This is a genomic window from Lunatibacter salilacus, assembly GCF_009797935.1.
In the GTDB taxonomy this organism is placed as follows: Bacteria; Bacteroidota; Bacteroidia; order Cytophagales; family Cyclobacteriaceae; genus Lunatibacter; species Lunatibacter salilacus.
The window spans coordinates 354,600-372,987 of record NZ_VOLC01000004.1 but is presented as its reverse complement, the minus strand read 5'-3'; the positions used below and the strand labels follow the sequence as shown (position 1 = coordinate 372,987).

General features: G+C 41.3%; 23 protein-coding genes. 13 read left to right on the top strand and 10 right to left on the bottom strand.

Going from position 1 to position 18,388, the window contains the following annotated elements:
• Window positions 1-839 (top strand): RHS repeat-associated core domain-containing protein (locus FQ608_RS08235; RefSeq protein ID WP_317168903.1); only part of this gene is annotated, 839 nt, incomplete at its 5' end.
• A 389-nt stretch (window positions 840-1,228) separates the two neighbouring features.
• Here the strand turns inward: FQ608_RS08235 and FQ608_RS08230 are convergent.
• Together FQ608_RS08230 and FQ608_RS08225 are read right to left on the bottom strand one after the other, a co-directional pair.
• Window positions 1,229-1,684, bottom strand: a complete 456-nt coding sequence (locus tag FQ608_RS08230; protein ID WP_234364132.1) for a hypothetical protein — start codon at window positions 1,682-1,684, stop codon at window positions 1,229-1,231.
• A gap of 62 nt (window positions 1,685-1,746) precedes the next feature.
• Window positions 1,747-2,082 carry a helix-turn-helix domain-containing protein gene (locus FQ608_RS08225; RefSeq protein ID WP_158857333.1) on the bottom strand — a complete coding sequence of 112 codons (336 nt, stop codon included), beginning with the start codon at window positions 2,080-2,082 and terminating at the stop codon, window positions 1,747-1,749.
• A gap of 152 nt (window positions 2,083-2,234) precedes the next feature.
• Here FQ608_RS08225 and FQ608_RS08220 point away from each other — a divergent pair, with 152 nt between their 5' ends.
• The 10 genes from FQ608_RS08220 (at window position 2,235) to FQ608_RS08175 (ending at window position 7,646) form a co-directional block, all read left to right on the top strand.
• Window positions 2,235-2,396 carry a hypothetical protein gene (locus FQ608_RS08220; RefSeq protein WP_158857332.1) on the top strand — a complete coding sequence of 54 codons (162 nt, stop codon included), beginning with the start codon at window positions 2,235-2,237 and terminating at the stop codon, window positions 2,394-2,396.
• Window positions 2,397-2,465: 69 nt separating this feature from the next.
• On the top strand, window positions 2,466-2,966 hold the full coding sequence (locus tag FQ608_RS08215) for a CHC2 zinc finger domain-containing protein (RefSeq protein WP_158857331.1): 501 nt from the start codon (window positions 2,466-2,468) through the stop codon (window positions 2,964-2,966).
• 133 nt (window positions 2,967-3,099) lie between these two features.
• Window positions 3,100-3,438 carry a hypothetical protein gene (locus FQ608_RS08210; protein ID WP_158857330.1) on the top strand — a complete coding sequence of 113 codons (339 nt, stop codon included), beginning with the start codon at window positions 3,100-3,102 and terminating at the stop codon, window positions 3,436-3,438.
• A gap of 230 nt (window positions 3,439-3,668) precedes the next feature.
• Entirely contained in the window at window positions 3,669-3,953 is a 285-nt protein-coding gene (locus FQ608_RS08205; protein WP_158857329.1) for a hypothetical protein, read from the top strand.
• 295 nt (window positions 3,954-4,248) lie between these two features.
• Window positions 4,249-4,827, top strand: coding sequence for an MFS transporter (locus FQ608_RS08200; RefSeq protein WP_158857328.1), 579 nt, complete (start codon window positions 4,249-4,251; stop codon window positions 4,825-4,827).
• A 164-nt stretch (window positions 4,828-4,991) separates the two neighbouring features.
• Window positions 4,992-5,357, top strand: coding sequence for a hypothetical protein (locus FQ608_RS08195; RefSeq protein WP_158857327.1), 366 nt, complete (start codon window positions 4,992-4,994; stop codon window positions 5,355-5,357).
• 355 nt (window positions 5,358-5,712) lie between these two features.
• Complete coding sequence (locus FQ608_RS08190) at window positions 5,713-6,093, top strand: RHS repeat-associated core domain-containing protein (RefSeq protein ID WP_199856336.1); 381 nt, start codon at window positions 5,713-5,715, stop codon at window positions 6,091-6,093.
• A 65-nt stretch (window positions 6,094-6,158) separates the two neighbouring features.
• Window positions 6,159-6,506: a hypothetical protein gene (locus FQ608_RS08185; RefSeq protein ID WP_158857326.1), complete on the top strand. Its 348-nt coding sequence runs from the start codon at window positions 6,159-6,161 to the stop codon at window positions 6,504-6,506.
• Window positions 6,496-6,945, top strand: coding sequence for a hypothetical protein (locus FQ608_RS08180; RefSeq protein WP_158857325.1), 450 nt, complete (start codon window positions 6,496-6,498; stop codon window positions 6,943-6,945). The genes FQ608_RS08185 and FQ608_RS08180 overlap by 11 nt, the downstream gene beginning before the upstream one ends.
• Window positions 6,946-7,046: 101 nt before the next feature.
• Window positions 7,047-7,646 carry a type I restriction endonuclease subunit R, EcoR124 family gene (locus tag FQ608_RS08175; protein ID WP_234364131.1) on the top strand — a complete coding sequence of 200 codons (600 nt, stop codon included), beginning with the start codon at window positions 7,047-7,049 and terminating at the stop codon, window positions 7,644-7,646.
• A 109-nt stretch (window positions 7,647-7,755) separates the two neighbouring features.
• On the opposite strand, the gene FQ608_RS08170 is transcribed toward FQ608_RS08175, so the two are convergent.
• The gene (locus tag FQ608_RS08170) at window positions 7,756-8,484 is read right to left on the bottom strand and encodes a hypothetical protein (RefSeq protein ID WP_158857324.1); all 729 of its coding nucleotides are present in this window, start codon (window positions 8,482-8,484) and stop codon (window positions 7,756-7,758) included.
• 160 nt (window positions 8,485-8,644) lie between these two features.
• On the opposite strand from FQ608_RS08170, the gene FQ608_RS08165 reads away from it, so the two are divergent.
• The gene (locus tag FQ608_RS08165) at window positions 8,645-8,836 is read left to right on the top strand and encodes a hypothetical protein (RefSeq protein WP_158857323.1); all 192 of its coding nucleotides are present in this window, start codon (window positions 8,645-8,647) and stop codon (window positions 8,834-8,836) included.
• A 136-nt stretch (window positions 8,837-8,972) separates the two neighbouring features.
• Here FQ608_RS08165 and FQ608_RS08160 read toward each other — a convergent pair whose 3' ends face one another.
• From FQ608_RS08160 to FQ608_RS08140, 5 genes are all read right to left on the bottom strand, one after another.
• A complete protein-coding gene (locus FQ608_RS08160) occupies window positions 8,973-10,514 on the bottom strand; it encodes a sialidase family protein (RefSeq protein ID WP_158857322.1) in 1,542 nt (513 codons plus the stop codon).
• A gap of 80 nt (window positions 10,515-10,594) precedes the next feature.
• Window positions 10,595-13,312 (bottom strand): sodium:solute symporter family transporter, encoded by a 2,718-nt coding sequence (locus FQ608_RS08155; protein WP_234364130.1) that lies wholly within the window; start codon window positions 13,310-13,312, stop codon window positions 10,595-10,597.
• A 20-nt stretch (window positions 13,313-13,332) separates the two neighbouring features.
• Entirely contained in the window at window positions 13,333-14,262 is a 930-nt protein-coding gene (locus FQ608_RS08150) for a dihydrodipicolinate synthase family protein (RefSeq protein WP_158857321.1), read from the bottom strand.
• A 107-nt stretch (window positions 14,263-14,369) separates the two neighbouring features.
• On the bottom strand, window positions 14,370-14,693 hold the full coding sequence (locus tag FQ608_RS08145; RefSeq protein ID WP_158857320.1) for a hypothetical protein: 324 nt from the start codon (window positions 14,691-14,693) through the stop codon (window positions 14,370-14,372).
• Between the two features lie 346 nt (window positions 14,694-15,039).
• Complete coding sequence (locus tag FQ608_RS08140; RefSeq protein WP_158857319.1) at window positions 15,040-15,957, bottom strand: endonuclease/exonuclease/phosphatase family protein; 918 nt, start codon at window positions 15,955-15,957, stop codon at window positions 15,040-15,042.
• A gap of 356 nt (window positions 15,958-16,313) precedes the next feature.
• Here FQ608_RS08140 and FQ608_RS08135 point away from each other — a divergent pair, with 356 nt between their 5' ends.
• Window positions 16,314-17,717 carry a carboxylesterase family protein gene (locus FQ608_RS08135; protein ID WP_158857318.1) on the top strand — a complete coding sequence of 468 codons (1,404 nt, stop codon included), beginning with the start codon at window positions 16,314-16,316 and terminating at the stop codon, window positions 17,715-17,717.
• 48 nt (window positions 17,718-17,765) lie between these two features.
• Here the strand turns inward: FQ608_RS08135 and FQ608_RS08130 are convergent, their stop codons facing one another.
• Window positions 17,766-18,089 carry a type II toxin-antitoxin system PemK/MazF family toxin gene (locus tag FQ608_RS08130; protein ID WP_158857317.1) on the bottom strand — a complete coding sequence of 108 codons (324 nt, stop codon included), beginning with the start codon at window positions 18,087-18,089 and terminating at the stop codon, window positions 17,766-17,768.
• Window positions 18,080-18,325: an AbrB/MazE/SpoVT family DNA-binding domain-containing protein gene (locus tag FQ608_RS08125; RefSeq protein WP_158857316.1), complete on the bottom strand. Its 246-nt coding sequence runs from the start codon at window positions 18,323-18,325 to the stop codon at window positions 18,080-18,082. The genes FQ608_RS08130 and FQ608_RS08125 overlap by 10 nt, the downstream gene beginning before the upstream one ends.
• Window positions 18,326-18,388 lie beyond the last annotated feature (63 nt).

The following is an 18,388-nucleotide window of genomic DNA, read 5'->3' as shown; positions in this document are numbered from 1 at the left end:
TTGGGGACAACGGGCTGCGGTATTATGATTATGGGGCTAGGATGTATGATCCGGTTATTGGGAGATGGGGGGTGGTGGATCCATTGGCGGAGCAACGTTCTTGGATGACACCGTATAACTATGTCCAGAACAATCCATTGAACCGTATTGATCCTGACGGGATGCTGGACGAATGGAGATTAAATACCGAGACGGGAGACCTTACTTGGGTGAGTGATTTGGGGGGTGATTCCCAACAAACAGTACATATAGGAAACAGAAAAACTATAATTGAAGGATCCAAAGAAGAAATTCATGTTGGGGCCGTTTCTAAACCAGGTGGTTCGGATGGAGATTTTGTTTACACAGCCAGTAAAGTCGACTTATGGTCGGATATTCCTGACGAGTACCAAGGACATTATAGTTCTAGAGACCTTGTTGAAAGATATAATGCAGCACAAGATGGGGGGATAAAGATTAGAAGCATTCGTGATATGGAAGGTCAAGGGCTTTCAAGGCGAGAAATGGTTTGGAATAGGTCTGATTATGGAAGACACCTCGTTACAAAATACGGTAGCAAAGATGCATTTTATATGGCTGCTGATTTGGGAATGATGCCTTTGCCGAGTCCTGCAGGTTTTGATGATTTTGCTTTTGCAGGAAGCGGTCTTTCAGCAATAAACAATTTTTCCAAGAATAGGAGTGCATTGAAAGTTACATCGCAATTAAATATTGCCGCAAGAGGTGTAAAGTTATCGAATAACCCTTGGATCAAATTTCTACAGCAAAACAAGGGAAGTTGGAGTGGTAAGGACTGGTTAAATCAAGCCAGACAGGCATATAAAGTACTTAAAAAATGAGATATATGCTAGAGTTGGTTTATATATGCAGAAAATGCGGTAAAGCCAACTCTATATTTTCTTTCTATGAAGATCGCTATAAACTTTCAGAGAAAGTAGGAAAGGAATTCGGTGTGGAATGTAAGTATTGTTGTAAATCGGACAATATCCATTTGAATAGCGTCCATGCCAGGGTAATCCCTGTATATGCTTTCATTGTTTTTGGATTATTGTTAATCCTAGCCTGCTTCGTCAGTTATTTTCTTTTCAAGGGGTATTGGAGAGATAATGTTTTTATCCAGAATAAATCTATTCAAGTTGTGTTTATAGGTTTCTGCATTCCAATATCGGTAATGGCGGTATTGTCTATTTCTTTGAAGGAAAAAATTAGAGCTTTTAACAAGTATCGACTATAGAAGGATTTCTTCCCTTTCGATTGAATTTTTTCTTTCTCGAAATTCTTGCCAGTATTTTGCAATCTCCTCTTGATTACCGTGGCCAATTAAATCGATATCAGTACTTATATCTATGGGTTTTAGTTCTAGTTTTTCAAATTCATTCAAAATGACAAGATTGTTTGTTTCAGAGTTTGAAATTTGATATTTAATATGTCCATTGTCTTCGGTGGAAATTGTAAAAAAAGCATCACTTAAATCGAGGGTTTTTGAGATTGAAGTCCCCATCACTTCATTATGGATAATAAAAAAATCATTGCTAATTAAAGCTTCATTATACATACCACTTAAGTCCTTAAACATCCAAGCTCCAGTGATTTCTTGTTCTTTATGGCTTTTTGGAGAGCATTTAATGAATAAGGTGCCAATTATCAGGTATTTACAGATATGGTGTATTGTATTTTTTACCAAGATCATCGATTTGTGAATCATAATGGGTGAAACGACAATTTGTAAAATCATAAAAGATCTCATTACAAAGCAGCGATAATTTTGAGGTTGGCGGCCTTGATGAAGGCATCGATGGTGACGCAGACGTGTGACTTGTTTTCAGGATCCAGGTTTTGGATCTCCTTCAGTTTTTTGAGCGTTTCGTTGTCAATGCGCTCGTACTCCCCGTCCTTGACCAGGTAATCCAGCCTGACCCCAAGTGAGTCGGCGATCTTTGCGGCCACGTCAATGGATGGGATGTTTTCACCCCGTTCATACTTGCCGATGATATCCCCCGAAGTCCCGACGAGCTTCCTCAGGTCTGCCTGCCTGATTTTTTTCTGCTTGCGTGCGAACGCCAATCTGTCTGAAAAAGCCATAAATACCTCGTTTTTAAGAGTTATATTAAGAGTGATTTACAAAAATACATCACCTATAAGTCAAATACAATTACCATAACTCCTGTTTGTAAACGTAGTATGGGTTAGATTTGTGAGGTATTTATCAGATGAGAATTTTTAAAGAAAGTTTTATGGAGACTAAAAAGGACTACCGATACGACTACCGGGAGCTGAATAGGCTTCTGGTTGAAGACCATGATCCGCAGCTGCTGGGTGACCAGCTGGATGCGCTGATGTGTGACCTGGTGTATGTGTCCAAGGATGCCGGGGACTTCCGGGAGGGAATTGAGTAACTATTGCTACACGCTGCGCAGATTGCGTGATCTGTTTTGGAATAAGCTTCCCAAGACCGGCTGTTAGGGATGGAGATACAGCAAATCAAAGAACAGCTGACATGGGCGGAAGTGATTAAACATTACGGGCTAATAGCCGACAAACAGGCAAGGTTAAAATGTCCGTTCCACAACGACAGAACCCCGAGCCTGCAGCTTTACTACAAAACCCGGACGGCTTTTTGCTTCTCCACCAACTGCCAGACCCACGGCAAGGCGATTGATGTCATCGACTTCATACTATACTACGAGAAATGTACCAAGCACGAAGCAATCAAGAAAGCGGAAAGTATCGTCAATCCGGGAGCGGCCACAACCCAAACTACAGCAACCACCCTTCGGCAGGCTCAGGGTTCAACAAACGAGAAAGCAATGTTTTTGGAGCGGATGTTTACTATCTCAAAAATGCGGTGCACTACTCCAAACCTGCAAGGGAATACATCGAGAGCCGCAACCTTGACCATAAACAACTCGAAATCGGTTACAATGCCGGGCAGATCCACCACGGGACAAGGAAAGATGAAAGCCTGATAAACGACTGTCTGAAATATGGGATATTGTTGGACTTGGGGTTGTTGAGGAAGGAACAAATCTCGTCAGATATTCTCAGACGATAGTAGTCCCTGTATACAATGAGGCTGGGAAGACTATAGCCGGCTGGAATGTGATTTCTAAACAAACGGGACAAGTACTCAAATATGTAAAAGCAGGAACATCGAGTTTAGGGTATGCAACCGGAGGATTATCTGTTGTTGTAGATGCAGCTGAAATGGTAAATGGTGATTTATCGGGAGCAAGATTCAGTTATCGTGCTTTCGGGACGGCCACAGCCACGGCAGCAGGTGTTTATGTTACTGCTGGTCTTGGCGCCATTGTGGGATTAACAGTTATCATAGGAGAGAATGTATATGATGGACGGATGAATGAGATACAGCCACAAATAGACAAAGCCTATTCTGACTTTTACAATGCGTTAAGAAAAGGATGGAGGCCTTATAGATAAATATCAATATGGAATTGTTTAAAATCACTACCTCTGATCACTTAAGGCATTTGTGGCTCTATATTCTCGTCATGATTTGCCTTCCTTTTATTATTTTTTTTATATTACTTTACAAAAAAGGCCTATTTGAACCAAATACTGCGTTATTAGTGGGAAGTGTTTTTTTTCTTGCATATTCAATCCCAATATTATCACTCCATTTGAATTATTATTTCAGGAATCGTAACGATGTGTTTAAATATGATAAATCTACAGGTCAGGCGATTTATCAAAATGGTAAAAAGGAAATCAAATTCAATGTAAAAGACGTAGTGAAGATTAAAGTCTACAAATCTTGGCCTTTGTCGAGGAATGGCAAGCCCGTATTTGCATGGGATTATTACAATCATTCTGTGATAGAATTAAAAGATGGACAAATTATCAAGTTGTCAAGTTTATTGGTATTTGAGTTGGACAAGGTGGTGAAATTTGATAACACCGAAATTAAGAAGACGCTTTTTGCGTGGATGAGGTAGTCCTATTACCGTGTACCATGCTTGTTATCTGTGAAAAAATGATACCATAAGTAACGAGGCAGCCATTAAATCATAGATAGTTCTCTTTGGAGATATGGCCTTTGGAATAAATATAACGTCAGCATTTACAATTTCTACGGCTGGCAATTTGATCTGTTTACTTTCCCCAATTAGATATTCTTCAGGACGGGTTCTAAACCGAACCACGCCTAATTTGAGAAAAAAAATAAACTAAATCAGATAAAATCCAACACTTCTACGGTGAAAGTTGAGACAATGATAATGGATGTATTACATGAACCAACTGAGAATCAATAATATGAGTGATTTTATTCAAAAAAAGGATTTTTGGTCAATAACCCTTTTTGCCGGTGTGTTTATAGGTTGTTATTTTTTGTCTAAAGAGCTTTCCTCGAACAATCTCTTTGTAGTTGTGCCAATATCAGGACTGGGTGCGTTTGTTGGATATAAACTTGGTAATTGGATAACCGATAAGCCAATAGGCATGAAAGTATTTTTGGTTTTATTTTGGACTGTTGTGTTTATTGGAGTCGTACTTATTACAAGTAAGAGACAAATTGACGATAAAAAAGCCTACGGGTCAGAAACAACAACAAATTTACTGATAGGAAAATGGGAAACAGATGACGATAAAGGATTTAAAATAAGGTTAGAGATAGATGGTGATGAAGCCATAATGAGTATGTCACCTAATTATGAGGAAATTGACTATGATTTAAATTTTTCTGAAAAAAGTGTACAGTTCAAGAAAGAAGGAAACGTGAAATTCGATTTTATAGTAGAAAAAATTGATGCTAAATCCTTAACGCTTAGTCAATCAAATGAAAAACTGGAATTTACTAGAATAGAATGATAAAAGTGGGATACGCTCCGGGCTTCTTTTAAAGTCAGAAATATTCCTGTGATGATAAAAGTAGCTCAAAATTATTATTAAGAGAATTTTAGGAACTTGTCAAAAAATTTTAGGCTATCAGTTTAGTACAAGTGCCGGTCTGAAATTTGAATACAAAAAGGATAATGAATAATATAATTAGTTTAGGTAATAAAGTGATCGGAATTATATCTTTTATTACCGTAATGTTTATGGCACTATTATTCGTTATTGTATCTGTTGATGGATATATGTTATTAATATCATTTTTATTAATTTCCATTTATTCCTTTCAAGCAAGTAAAATAAAATACATAGAAGTTATTGATAAACAGTTTATTATTAAAAACGTTTTTAAAAAGGACCTAACGAAGGATTTAAGAATGTATAAAAAAGTATCCAGAATCGGATTTAGTAATCTTATGGAGATAGAATTTTTAGATGAAAGTAAATACTATTTTTGGGGTAAATCAGAAAAATGTATTGATAATTATATAAAACAAATGATGTAGCTGTCAAATAAGATTGACTTTGAAACCCCGGAGGACGTTTGGTTCGACGACTTTACGGTAATGAGCACCCCCTCCCCCATCATGCAGGATACGCAGTATAGCCTGTCCCGATAGCGTAGCGTATCGGGAATCCCTGGGGATTGGAGCTCACGGGGATTGGATTTCAATATACTGAGGACCAAGCGTTAAAAAATAAGCCATAGGCTTATTCTAGCGAGGGGCCGGGTTGCAGGGCTGGAGCAAACAAGTACCTGTACAACGGCAAGGAGCTGATTGGGGACAACGGGCTGCAGTATTACGATTATGGGGCCAGGATGTATAGCTTGTCCCGATTACGAGGTGTATCAGGAACCCGGTGATTGGAAGATGGGGGGTGGTGGATCCGCTGGGGGAGGTTTATGTCGACTTCTCACCCTATAATTATGTAGCAAATAATCCAATCAAATATATTGACCCAGATGGAAGGTTTATAGGAACCATAATTGGAACAGTCGTTGGTGGAGCTGCTGGTGCATATAATGCTTATAAAAAGGGGGGCGATGTGTTCGCTGGAGCTACCGAGGGAGCCGTTTCTGGAGCTAACGCTGGGGCTACAGTTGACTTAGTTGTGGGTGCGACTGTTGCATCTGGGGGTACTTTAGGTGTGGTAATCTTGGCAGGTGCAAGCTGGGGCAGTTGGAGGGGCTGCTGGGGGCATTGCAGGAGATACTGCTGGGCAAGTAGTTGCGGGATATAATAAAGGCGAAAGTATTTCGGACGCGGCTAAAAAGTATTAATTCTAAAGACTTTGCAGGGAAAGCCATGGAGGGGGCATTTACCGGAGCAATTGGAGGAGGACTAGGCTGTGCTGTTGGAAAAACTATGAAAGTGGACGAAACATCTACCTCTTCTTTTTTGAAGACTACAATGGCTGAAAGTATGGAGCAAACAGCAAAAACTATTAGACAAATAGGAGCTTCAACCGGGCAATCTCAAGCTGTAATAAATGCGAATGTTGATGTGGTAACTGAAACTATGAAAAAGGGAATGGCTAATGCTACCAAAGCTACCAATTCCACTATTACGACTATTTCTGCCGGAAGTGCAATGACTACCGAATCGACGATTAAGGTAATTCAACAACAGCAAAAAAAAGATTATGACGATTAAAAGGATCATAAAAACATTCTATGTAATAGGAATGATTTTCTGGTGCGGCATGCTTTTGAGTGCGGTTTTTAAGCTAATAGGGTACAATGAGGTTTTTGAAGTATTTAGCTTAAGGAAGGCTCAGATAACGAATTTTGAGATTATAGTAGATAGCGTTGACGAAAATAATTTAAGTATTCATTATTCCTATAATGTTACAGATAAGGAATTTAATAAAAAAATAGAGGTAGCTAAAAGGTATTATGATGATAATTTTTTGTTTTCTTCTGACAGCACAATAGAAGTTAGTTATAACCCTAATTTTCCCCATTTAAGTTATATTACTACGCTCCCACTTGAAATAAGAAAGCAAAAGGCGGGCGTAGTTATTTCATTAATCTTTATTGCCTTTCTATCTGTAATTTATTTTTTTGGGTTTAGAAAACTATTTTCTGGTTAGATTACCTCATTGGGTCGGGAGATTCTCCTTGTTAAAATCCAATTGAATGTAAGCAAACGCTTAATTCCATACTAAAAAAATTTGACTTCGAAGACCTATCTATGCCGGAGCAGACCATTGTAGACTACAAAAGCAAGTATCTGGACCTCTATGACAGGACCAAAAACAACAGCCAAAAGGAAAAGATCTCCATCCTAAACGATATTGATTTTGAACTTGAACTGATCCACCGGGACGAGATCAATGTGGGCTATATACTTAAACTCCTTGGCAAACTGAAAGACGCCACTCCTGAGGAACAGGAGAAGCAGAAGAAAGCCATTGTAGAACTTATCGTCGGGGAAGCCCAACTCAGAAGCAAACGGGAGCTGATCGAAAAATTTATCCGTGAAAACCTTCCCCAGATAAAGGACGCCGATGATATCCCAGAGGAATTCACCAGCTTTTGGACCATGGAACGCCTCAACGCCCTACAGCAGCTTAGCAAGGAAGAGAATTTGGATGATAAAGGCTTGGAAAAAGTGATCGGAGATTTTATCTACACCGAGAAGGAACCGCTCAGAGATGACATCATCGAATTAATGAAGAACAAACCTGCTCTTAAAGAAAGGAAGACCATAGCAGAAAGAGTTAAGGCTAAAATCCTCGGTTTTGGGAGACCTTTATCAACGGCATTTCGGAGGCGGCTTAGGGAAAATTAACCTTCCCATACCATCCCCCTGTACCAAGGCAGACAATCCGCACTTCGCCGAGTTGATGCATGTTGGGATGCTTCCCCCTAAAAGCTGCTGACTATTAATCCGGCGGATATTACCTTATTCTCCATATATTTTCGTTTACGAACTCATATAGCAGTCCCAGCACCGTGTCTTGGTCCATATCCAGAAATTCATGTTCACGGTGGTACGTATTAAAGGCGATAATCAGCTCGTCCAGTTCAGGTTCACGTAGTTCAAACCGGTCCATGAGAACCTGCTTAATGGAATCTGATTGTATAACTTCCAAATAGGCGGCCTGCCTGGAGAGCTTTTCCAAGGCCCGCTTGTATTGTCGTTTGTTTCTTTCCCTTTTGGTAAAATAGGAAATGGGGCCATCTATGGTAAAGCCGGGGGTCATTTCTGTAGCAGATCCACTGTGGCCGGGCATAATCCTGCCGGGCCCCATTGGTTTTCTGTTCGGATCCCTGTCCAGGGAAATACCCGGGATATAGATGGAAGGCCTTTCGCCGATAACATCGACCGGAGGCAGGCCTACCGCGTCAAAGATCATGGAAACCACTTGGTGGACGGTTTCTTTTACCACCATAACATGGGTGACATAGCCCTCTTTGCTGAAAAGCACCGAGTCCCCCAATTCCACTTCCATACGGAAATATCCAAGGTGAGCACTGGTAAAGGTCGATTTTGTCCGGATATTTTCCACCTTTACCCCAGTCAGGTAGGAATGATCCAACACATCTATAATATTCCCAGTCAATACCTGGCCCTGAACAGACAAGGCAGTGATGGATAGAAAAAATATAACTAGGATGGATTTCATGGATAAACAACCGGTTTTTTATATTCAAGGGGATCCTCTTAGTATCAAGTCAAACGTACACCGGCATAATTCCTTTACCAGCAGTCTATGTCAACGAAGATACTGTTTGACTTTTAGATGTGAAAAATATCCTTGTTAAGATATGCTAACGGGGCAAAAAATGGAGGGAAAAATTTTGTCCATTTCCTATTACAACAAAAGGTATAAACTACACAGAGGTCAGGGAGACGCCACCAACAACACCAACAAACCGTCAAGCAACTTTCGGGGATGTTGTGTCTTCCGACTGCGCCATGAAAAACTGCTTGCCAAAGTTTCGCTGTACTATACTACATCAAGTCTCAAAAACTGAGCAGTTTTAGGGGAAGATTTAAAAAAACGTATATGATCTTATATATATCTTATATGGTTATTATTTTTTAAACCATATAAGATATATAAGTTCAGATTACGTTCTCACATCGTTATAATCTTTCTCAACTGGTTCACTATCTCCCTATGATATCTGCCAAAGGAATGATCTGAAAGGTGATATTGGCTACACTGCTTTCGTAGAGTATACCCACTTCCTTTTCGTTGATCATGGTGAGGCAGGAATATCCCCAACCCCGGCCTTCATCCAAAAGGAGTTGTAAATTTTCCGGCCAAGTTTGTCCGTTGTCATTGCTGACCTTTATGGTCATATTCATCCTGGCCATCTCGTCTGCCGGATTGGAAAAAAGAAACATATTGTCCTGAAATGGATTGGCTATGATACTGGCCATGCAAACTGGCTCAATCAGAGACCCACGTGAGGTGGAATGTTCTGCCCAGGTTTTCCCCAAGTCTTGGGTCACCGAAATTGATCTCGAACCGCCCCTATTGTCCCGCATATTAAGCATTAGTCTGCCGTCGGCAAGTTCGACGACCTGAGCTTCCGTGGTATTGGACTTGGCTCCGGTCCCGGTATGCCAGGATTTCCCCTTGTCTTTACTGTAGATAATCGTACTGTGAGGCATTTGATTTTCGTCTTTATACTGTGCCGGGAATACCAAGGTACCGTCCTTCATCGTAACGCCCTTTCCGGGACCGTTGAAGAACAAATGCCACTTGGCAATTTTGGTCTGCCCAGTGATATTGATAGGCTCAGACCAGGTCAATCCGTCATCCTCCGACTTGACTAACATCAATTGGCCGGTCTCTTTTGGTTCCATTCCCACTTCTGAGGAGTTCCATATCATTTTGCCGGGCTTTCCATGGGCCCAAAGTGCCGCAACCCAAATATGGCCAGTCTCATGATCCACCAAAATAGATGGGTCACCTATTCCGTTTTGATCCTCCGGCAAGCCGCCCCATTGACCCATATTCATGATGACCTTCATGGGCTCCCAAGAGTTGCCACCGTCTACACTTCTACTCAGCCCGACGTCAATATCCCCCTGAAGATCCACAGAACTGTTTCTCCTTATATCATACACTGCCAAAACCGTTCCCTTTGTGCTGGTCACCATGCCGGGAATTCTGAAGGAATGTATCCCCTCAAATCCATAACTTCTCAGTGCTTTAGCCAAGCGATATGCCGGGACATCTTTGGTTGATTTGATGTTAAATCTATTTCCTCCCAGCTCTAAACCGGTAATATTAACATCCACCCGTTCTTTGATCCCATGAGCCGCATTTACTTTAAGATGGATTTCCAGGGCCATTGTACCCAACGGCAAAGCTTCAAAGGCCAACTGTGCTTTTCCCTTTACATTTGCAATGGCGTGGATTTCCATCAATTCTTTCTCACCCAACCTGGCCATTAGTTTTACACTGTCCAATGCCTGAGCTGCATTGATATCCATGAGTAATTTCCCCTGACCTAACACTTCCATATCATCTACTCGCACGGAACCGACATGGCTATATGCTCCCTGCAATAGCGGCACATAACTGGGTTCGTAGCTTAGCGACCTTTCTGTATTTAGTTTTTGGGATTGGCAGGAAAGGCTGATCGTCAACCCTATCGCCAATGCCATCACGTTCATAATCATTCTATATTTTTTCATTTTCTTTTATTTATAATTTCACTATCGATTAGTCGTTGGTTGAAACCAATTTCGTTTTTCCTATTCAAATTTTAATCTTCTCAATTCAATTCATTTTCTATGATTACTTCCTTCACCTCTCCCACTCCCTGTCTTTTTCTCAGTGAATAGATTGTAAGTCCATTCAGTTTCTCTGATTTGGGCTTTTGAAAGAAAAGGCTAAACAGGTAGGTAAAAAGCATCGCGCTGACCAATCCTGTAAAGGCGTATAGGTGAATACTTAACGGGGTATAATATTTCACCAAAACCTGAGTCAATGCACTGGCCAACAGGCCAAATACAGCTCCTTGGCCATTGACTCTTTTCGATAGAATACCAACCAAAAAAATACCTCCCAAGCCTCCGGCAAATAAGCCGATCAGCATATTGAACTGATCCCAAAGTGAGGGAATTCCCATCTTGGCCATCATCAACGCCAAGGCTGTACCTCCTACCCCAATAACCACGGTCACCCACCGTGCAAAAGCAAGTTGCTTTCCTTCTCCCTTGCTTTTGGGAAACCATTTTTGGTAAAAGTCAACGGTGATTACAGTGGCCACTGAATTCATGCTGCTATCCAGACTAGACATGGCCGCCGCAAATACCGCCGCGATCAATAGCCCTGAAATCCCCTGTGGCAATTGCGTAACAATATACCATGGAAAGATACTGTCCGTGTTTTGGATTACGGGAGAAAGTTGTTCCGGCTGTTGCAGGTAGAAAAGATAGAGGGCTGTGCCGATGGAAAAGAAAATCAACGCCGAAGGCAAAGCCATCCATGCGCCCATAACGATTCCCTTTGCGGCTGTCGTTTCGTCTTTGGTGGTGAGATAACGCTGGATTACCGTCTGATCGCTGCCGTACTGCACGATATTGGAGGCCAATCCTCCTATCAACACCACCCAAATCGCAGTTCCCGTAAAGTCAAAACTCGTATTAAATAGCGTTGTCTTTCCTTGGTCCACCGCAAGATTCTGGAAAGTGGTCCAATCCAAATCCATTTTCGTCACCATCATCACCAAACAGACCAACGCTCCTCCCAGCAGGACCAAAACCTGTATAACATCGGTCCAAATCACGGCCTCAATTCCACCCAAAACGGTATAGAGAATACTCAGCACACCCATGATAAGGATGCAGCTTTCCACATTAATTCCCGTAACCACAGAAAGTGCCAGGGAAGGAAGTAACAATACGATTCCCAATCGTCCCAACTGCAGGGTGACATAAATCAAGCTTCCCAAAGTTCTGACAGTGTGGTTAAATCGCATTTCCAAATATTCATAGGCCGTAGTAAGGTTAAGCCTTCGGAAAAAAGGCAAAAACACGGCAATAATAATTGGGGAGACCATTATGATTGTCATCAACAGGATAAAGAGCGTCCAGTCCGTCGCAAAGGCCTTGGCAGGAATTGCCATAAAGGTAATGGCACTGAGTTGGGTGCCGAAAACACTGATGCCGGCAGCCCACCAAGGCACACGCCCGCCTGCCGTAAAATAATCACTGACATTATGTTGATTTTTGGAGATGACAATACCCATCAGCACCAATATCCCCAAATACCCTCCCAAAACAATGTAGTTGAGCGTGCCAAACTGCTGTTGGTTGACAACCTGAAGTTTATGAATATTTGGAGTTCTTATCCCCGGATAGATTTCTCCGGACGGCAACAACATGTCGCCGTCAAATTGAACAGCATAGGTATCAACCGGAGCTGTAAAGGGCAGTTCGTCCAAAGTTGTCCATGCTTTGGTAACGGTATGAAAAGCCAACACTTTCTTATTGAATCCGGGATGTAAATTCAAAATATAATCCCGAAAATGGATCAGTGAATCTTTCTTGGATTCTGATATTTCATCTATGCCTAACTCATGTGCAATTGCTTCCAACTGATTGAAAGGATCTGGAGTCACACCGCCGAAAATTAGGATATGGCCAGATCCAGCTGCTTTGGCGGCAAAGGCAGAAAGCGGCTGAACCGTGCCATCTCCATCTTTAATCTGTCCCAAATCTTTCCACTTTTTAGTTCTGGGATCAAATTGGAACACATCGGCAAAAACGTCGCTAATTCCGGATTCCCCTTTTTTCCTGCCTCCTAACAAATATAGTTTCTCGTATTCGCCGGACGTCTGTGCGACAAGTGCGGTATGCGACCGTGCAGAGCCTGGCCATGTGGGTAGATCTTCCCACTGGAGCTTTTCTGCTTTCAGATCCATGGAAAGAAACCTGCCTGAGCTAATTTCAGAAACTCCTCCTGCCAAATAAACTCTTCCGTTGAGATAAGCGGCGGAAGCATGGGTGAGTGGCAAAGGAAGATCCGGCAGGTTTTCTATGTTCATCTGCTGATTTTCCTTATCCCACTGCAAGCGGTACACTTTCTTTTGAGGCCCGGATTCATTTTCTCCACCCATTAGAATTAGTCCATCCTCCGTAGAGACAGAAGCACCATATCCAAGATTTTTAGGTAGCTGGTACGTATTGGAAATCCAGCGGTATTCGCCGTTTTCTTTCTTGAGAATATAGATTTTATCCCACCATTTTTTTTGGCCACCCTCCCATGGTAGTGCCTCGGGGAAATTTGCTCCCCCTGCGAAAATCGCGACCTCCCTGTGCTTGCCTACAAACATGCCTGCGTACCCCATTGGCGCATCAAAACCATCTTCAGTGGGAAATTTAGCAACGGACTCCCATTGGAGTATGTTTTTTCCGTCAGGAGATTGGCCCAATGTAGTAAAGACAATTCCCAACAGAAAAAATAAGGTTATCAAAATATTCTTCACAAGTGCTAATTTAGTCTGAATCAGGTATTCATTTGATTTTCAATAGTATTTTCAAAAAAATTCTGATCTTGAAGCAAGTTGGAGAATGCCTTTTTTTCTCCATCGGACAGCTTTTTGACAGGTGACCTGAAATCCCCACAATCCACCCCACACATTTGGAGGATTGCTTTACCTGCAGCTGCCCCGCCGAATTTTCCATAAAGTGAGATAAAATCGATGGATTTTTGCTGGTATAGCAGAGCGGTTTCCATGTCTCCTTTTTCAAACGCCGCTAAAACCTTATGATAGAGGGGAGCGGCAAAATTATAGGTGCTGCCCACGGCACCCTTAGCACCCATTGACAAACCCGCCAAAAAGGTCTCATCCCAACCCCATAGAATATCATATTTGGCACCTTCAAATCGCAGACAGTTATTAAAATCCATCAGATCGTTGTGGGTGTATTTGATCCCTGCAAAATTCGGGATTCGTTTACCGGCCTTTTCGAGTAGTTCAAGCATAGGAAGGTAGGCATTGGTCAAAAGCGGAATGTGGTAGAAATAAACTGCAAGACCTGGTGCAGCTTCGGCAATGGGAGCCATAAAATCCAACAGCCCATCCACACTGGAAGGTTTAAAATAATAGGGTGCGTTCATAGATATTCCATAAAGACCACTTTCTGCCGATATTTTAGCCAAAGAAATCGCCTCTTTTTGACTTGTACCGGAAACCATGGAAATGATTTTAAAATCCCTCTTATTGTAAGGGCCCCATATCTCGATCAAAGCTTTTTTTTCCTCAAAAGTCAGTGCGGAACCCTCACCGGTGGTACCACAGATAAATGCTCCTTTAACCTGCTGCTTAATCAGAAAATCAAAATATGCTGGAACGACATCTAATTTCAGTTCGTCGTTTTGATCAAAAGGTGAAAAGGTGGCGGCTATCAGTCCCGTAATTTTTTCGAACTTCATACATTTTTGTGATTTAGATTAGGAAAGTAAGTTACCGGAAAATTCCGGAAACTTACTAGGAAAATAGTCCATTCAATCAGTTTCCGTATCTCGGATTCAGAACAATTTTAGAATTCAGGCTGAGGGTGGATAGTGAAATCGGCCCAAGTAAGGTAAAAACCTGAAAGGTTTAAACTCACGGCTGAAATGCCTATCGGTTCAAGCCATCGGGTCGGCAAGGAATTATTGAGTGCCACTTCTCTCAAGGATAAATAATCCCATCTTTCATAATAAAATGTCCATCCCCAAAATGAGTTGTTTTGAGCCAGTTGATCAGCCCAGTAGTATCTTGGCAGTGCCTCTTGCTCACCTTTGTGTTGCCAGGAATTTACATTTTCGGCCAACATGCCTATGTCACACTGATATTGACCATTGTAGGTTGATGATGCCAAAAAAACGTTGACCGGATACTGGAACTTTTAGCCCATCATACTGCAGTGATAGTGCCTAAAAACTTTTATGTTCTCATAATCCATATGGTTACAATTTTTGAACCATATAAGGTATATAAGTTCATATGAGGAGGAATATTAAAGGACTTACTTTCAACCCTTAAACTGGAATTCATCACTCAATTGATTCTGACTATAATGGTTTATCGAAATGTGATCCGGAATTGAATCACATATTCTGTAAGGTTTCAAAAACCCGAGGCGATAGTATGGGAATAAATTCAAAAATTCATAAGTTCTCCTATGACTTATATGGTTTATAACTTTTTTTCAATATGAGTGATTTTTATTCTTCATATTGAAAGGTGGCCACCACGGGGTAATGATCGGATAGGCCATCCGGGCTACCGGTGTTGATAATTTCAGCATGGGAACAAAGGGTCTCAAAATAAGGGCTTACCAGGATATAGTCAATCCGCTGTTGGTATTTCTCCAGTTGCTCAGAGGACATTCCCCCTGTGACCAAGGGTGTGGGAAAGGAGGTCTTTTGATCTTCTTCTATATGTAATTGTACCACATCGATCAAAGGCAGCGATAAGAACCGGGACATGACACTGTAATCAAAAGCACCATTTCGGAGCGTTTGGAAGGCAGCGTTGCCTTTCTCGGCAAACCTCAAGCTGTCAGCTTTTTGGTTTTCTTTGCGTGTTTCCGAATTGGTTATATCAAATCCTGCATCAAAAGGTGAATGCGCATTGAAATCCCCCATCACAATAAACTTATCTTGCTGGTTTTTCATAAACACATTTTCGATATACGTGGAGATGATTTCGGCTTCGGATCTTCTGAATTGCCAATCTTGGGGACTTAAGTGAACCACTACAAAATCAATGTCTCGTGTTTTGGCATGAAGCATCCCGTGCCAGAATCCACCCAACATCCGGCTTTTTATTTCCAGTGGTGTTTTGGATGTAATGCCAATGGGATATCCCTCTTCTTTTAAAAGAAGCGTATACGGGTGACCCCATTGACTGGCCAACTGTTCAAGTTTCTCAGGCGTAAAGCCATTTAGCTCCTGAAATCCTATGACATCGGCGTTCTGTTCCTTAAGCCACTTGACCATTTCCTTTTCCCTTTCGGAATCCTTACCCCAGTCAAATCCGTTCCAGATATTGTAACTTAAGACTTTTAAAGCCTGATTTTGCGCAGGCAGTTGCCCGGAAAAGAGGAAGAAAAGAACCGGAATAAAAAAAAGCTTTTTCATTTTATGGTTTTTGGTGAGATTAAATATAGTGAATTTTAACAAGATTTGAATTTTAAACTTGCACCATTGCAGTGTAAGCCTAGTCGATGTCTTTTTCCTCTACGGTAAAGCCTTTAAATTTTTCAACAAATTGTTTAAAAACTTGATAATTAGAAGGTTTCATTTTCATTTTAAAATTGGCGAAACGGATAAAGGAAAACCTTCCAGGTTTTACCAATTTGATTTGAACAACCAGCTTTTTATCAAGAAAACCTAGAAGGTTTGCGGATTTAAGGTAGGATTATCCATCCAACTTCTTTATTTTGTTTTCCATTTTACATTTTGTTCAAGTCATTGAATTCTCGAAAAGGACAACCATGAACCAGACATTTTACAAAACTGCCATATTCTTCAGTGTATTGATATTTCTTGCAGGGCTGATTCAGGGGTATTTTTACTTTCAAATAGGTGCGAGAATTTACGGTCTGGAATCTTATGTTTACTGGGTTTTACTTTTGAGTACCATTTCTTTCATGTACCATATCCTATTGCTGAAATATTTCCATTATAAAAATTACCACTATCCTTTTTTACTTCTATTAACAGTCACTATAGCTTCAATCGCATATACCCTTGTATTTTTACAAATCCTATGGTCAAGGGAAGAACCGACTTATTACTCAATTTCTTTTTTGGCGGTGGTAGGATTTGGAATATGCTATGCGCTTAGCCTATTTTTCACATCTAACCAACGCTGGCTAAAAATAGCGGCAATTATTAGTTTTTCCGTCGATATCGTTCTTTTCTCCACCTACGCCTGGACTTTGCAATCTCCAAGCAGCATTGGAGGTTTTGAAAAATACCTAGAATGGGCCACTTTTATTGGTATAGTAATTCCGGTGTTTTATCTGTTGAATTTTTGGACAGAATTGAGATTTGTGGATCATGAAATAAAAAGGAACAGATTACAAAATACCATTAATGGAGTTTTTGGAGTAGTTGGAGCAATTTGCTTGGTGATTGTTCTGACGCTCGGCGCGCAAATGTTCAGCACGGTACAATGGTTTGCGCAGCAGCCTAAAAGGGCCCAGCTGGTGGCACAACCCTTTGATGCACGTATTTATGTTAATCGTGAAGGTGACACATTGAGATACCGTTTGATGAAACCGTTGGACTATAATCCGCAGGAAAAATATCCAATCGTGGTTGCACTACATGGAGGTGCGGGGTCCGGAACGGATAATGCGAGCCAGGTGGATGGTTCTTGGACTGCGCAGATATTGAGTGAAGAGAATAACCGGGAAAACTTTCCTGCCTTTATTTTCGTGCCCCAATGCCCACCCGGTTCCACCTGGGGAGCTGTCGAGAATGTACCTTCCGTAGATGAGTTAGTTTTTGAAGCTATTGCAGCGCTGGAAGGGGAGTTTGCCATTGACAAAAGCAGACGCTATGTGATGGGTGAATCCCTAGGCGGATATGGATCCTGGCATTTTATCAGCACCCGACCCGGGATGTTTGCCGCAGCTGTACCTATCTGTGGAGGAGGCAACCCCTCGCTTGCGGATAGAATCGTGGATGTGCCAGTTTGGGCATTTCATGGAGCCAAGGACCGGATTGTTCCTGTGGATGGTTCCAGAAAAATGATTGCCGCCATCAAAGAAGCAGGTGGCGATCCACGTTATACTGAATTTGCTGGTGAAGGGCATATAATTTCCGAATCCTTTGAAAACACGGAGGGGCTGTGGGAATGGGTTTTTGCACAAAGGTTGGTAGGTGAGTGAAAGTTGCAACGTTTTAGTCGTAAGTATTTTTTGCGTTTAGTTTTCTTTCTAATCAACAAAGGTTTCTTTTATTGCCTTTTTACATTTTTCTATTTCCTTGGTTGACAAATTGCCCAAGGCCTTTATAATTCTGGATTTGTCAATCGTCCTAATTTGGTCAATCATTACCCAACCTTGCTGATCATTATGTTTTACCTTAATTCTAGTAGGATAATTATGACTTTTAGTTGTCATAGGGGCGATTACAACCGTTCTTAAATAATCGTTCAATTCGTCAGGTGAAATTATTACGCAAGGCCTGATTTTCTCGATTTCGCTTCCAACCGTGGGTTCAAGGTTTACAAGGACAACGTGATATTGGTTTAGGTCCATTCGTCAAAGTTTTCATCCTCAAATACGTCATCAATTACGAGTTTATCCTCCCCACGTTCATTCATTTTCTTGAATGCCGCTCTCCATCCTTTTCTAGGTTCGCCCATCGGCTTAAGGATAATTTTATCGTCCTCAAGTATAATTTCAACTTTGTCCTTGATGTTATATTTGTCGATAATGGCCTTACTTAATCTAAGTCCCTTTGAGTTTCCTATTTTAATGATTGATGCTTCCATACTGTTAACTTGTTATTACAAAGTTATTACTTTAACGGTCGAATTGCAAGAAAAGTTAATTAG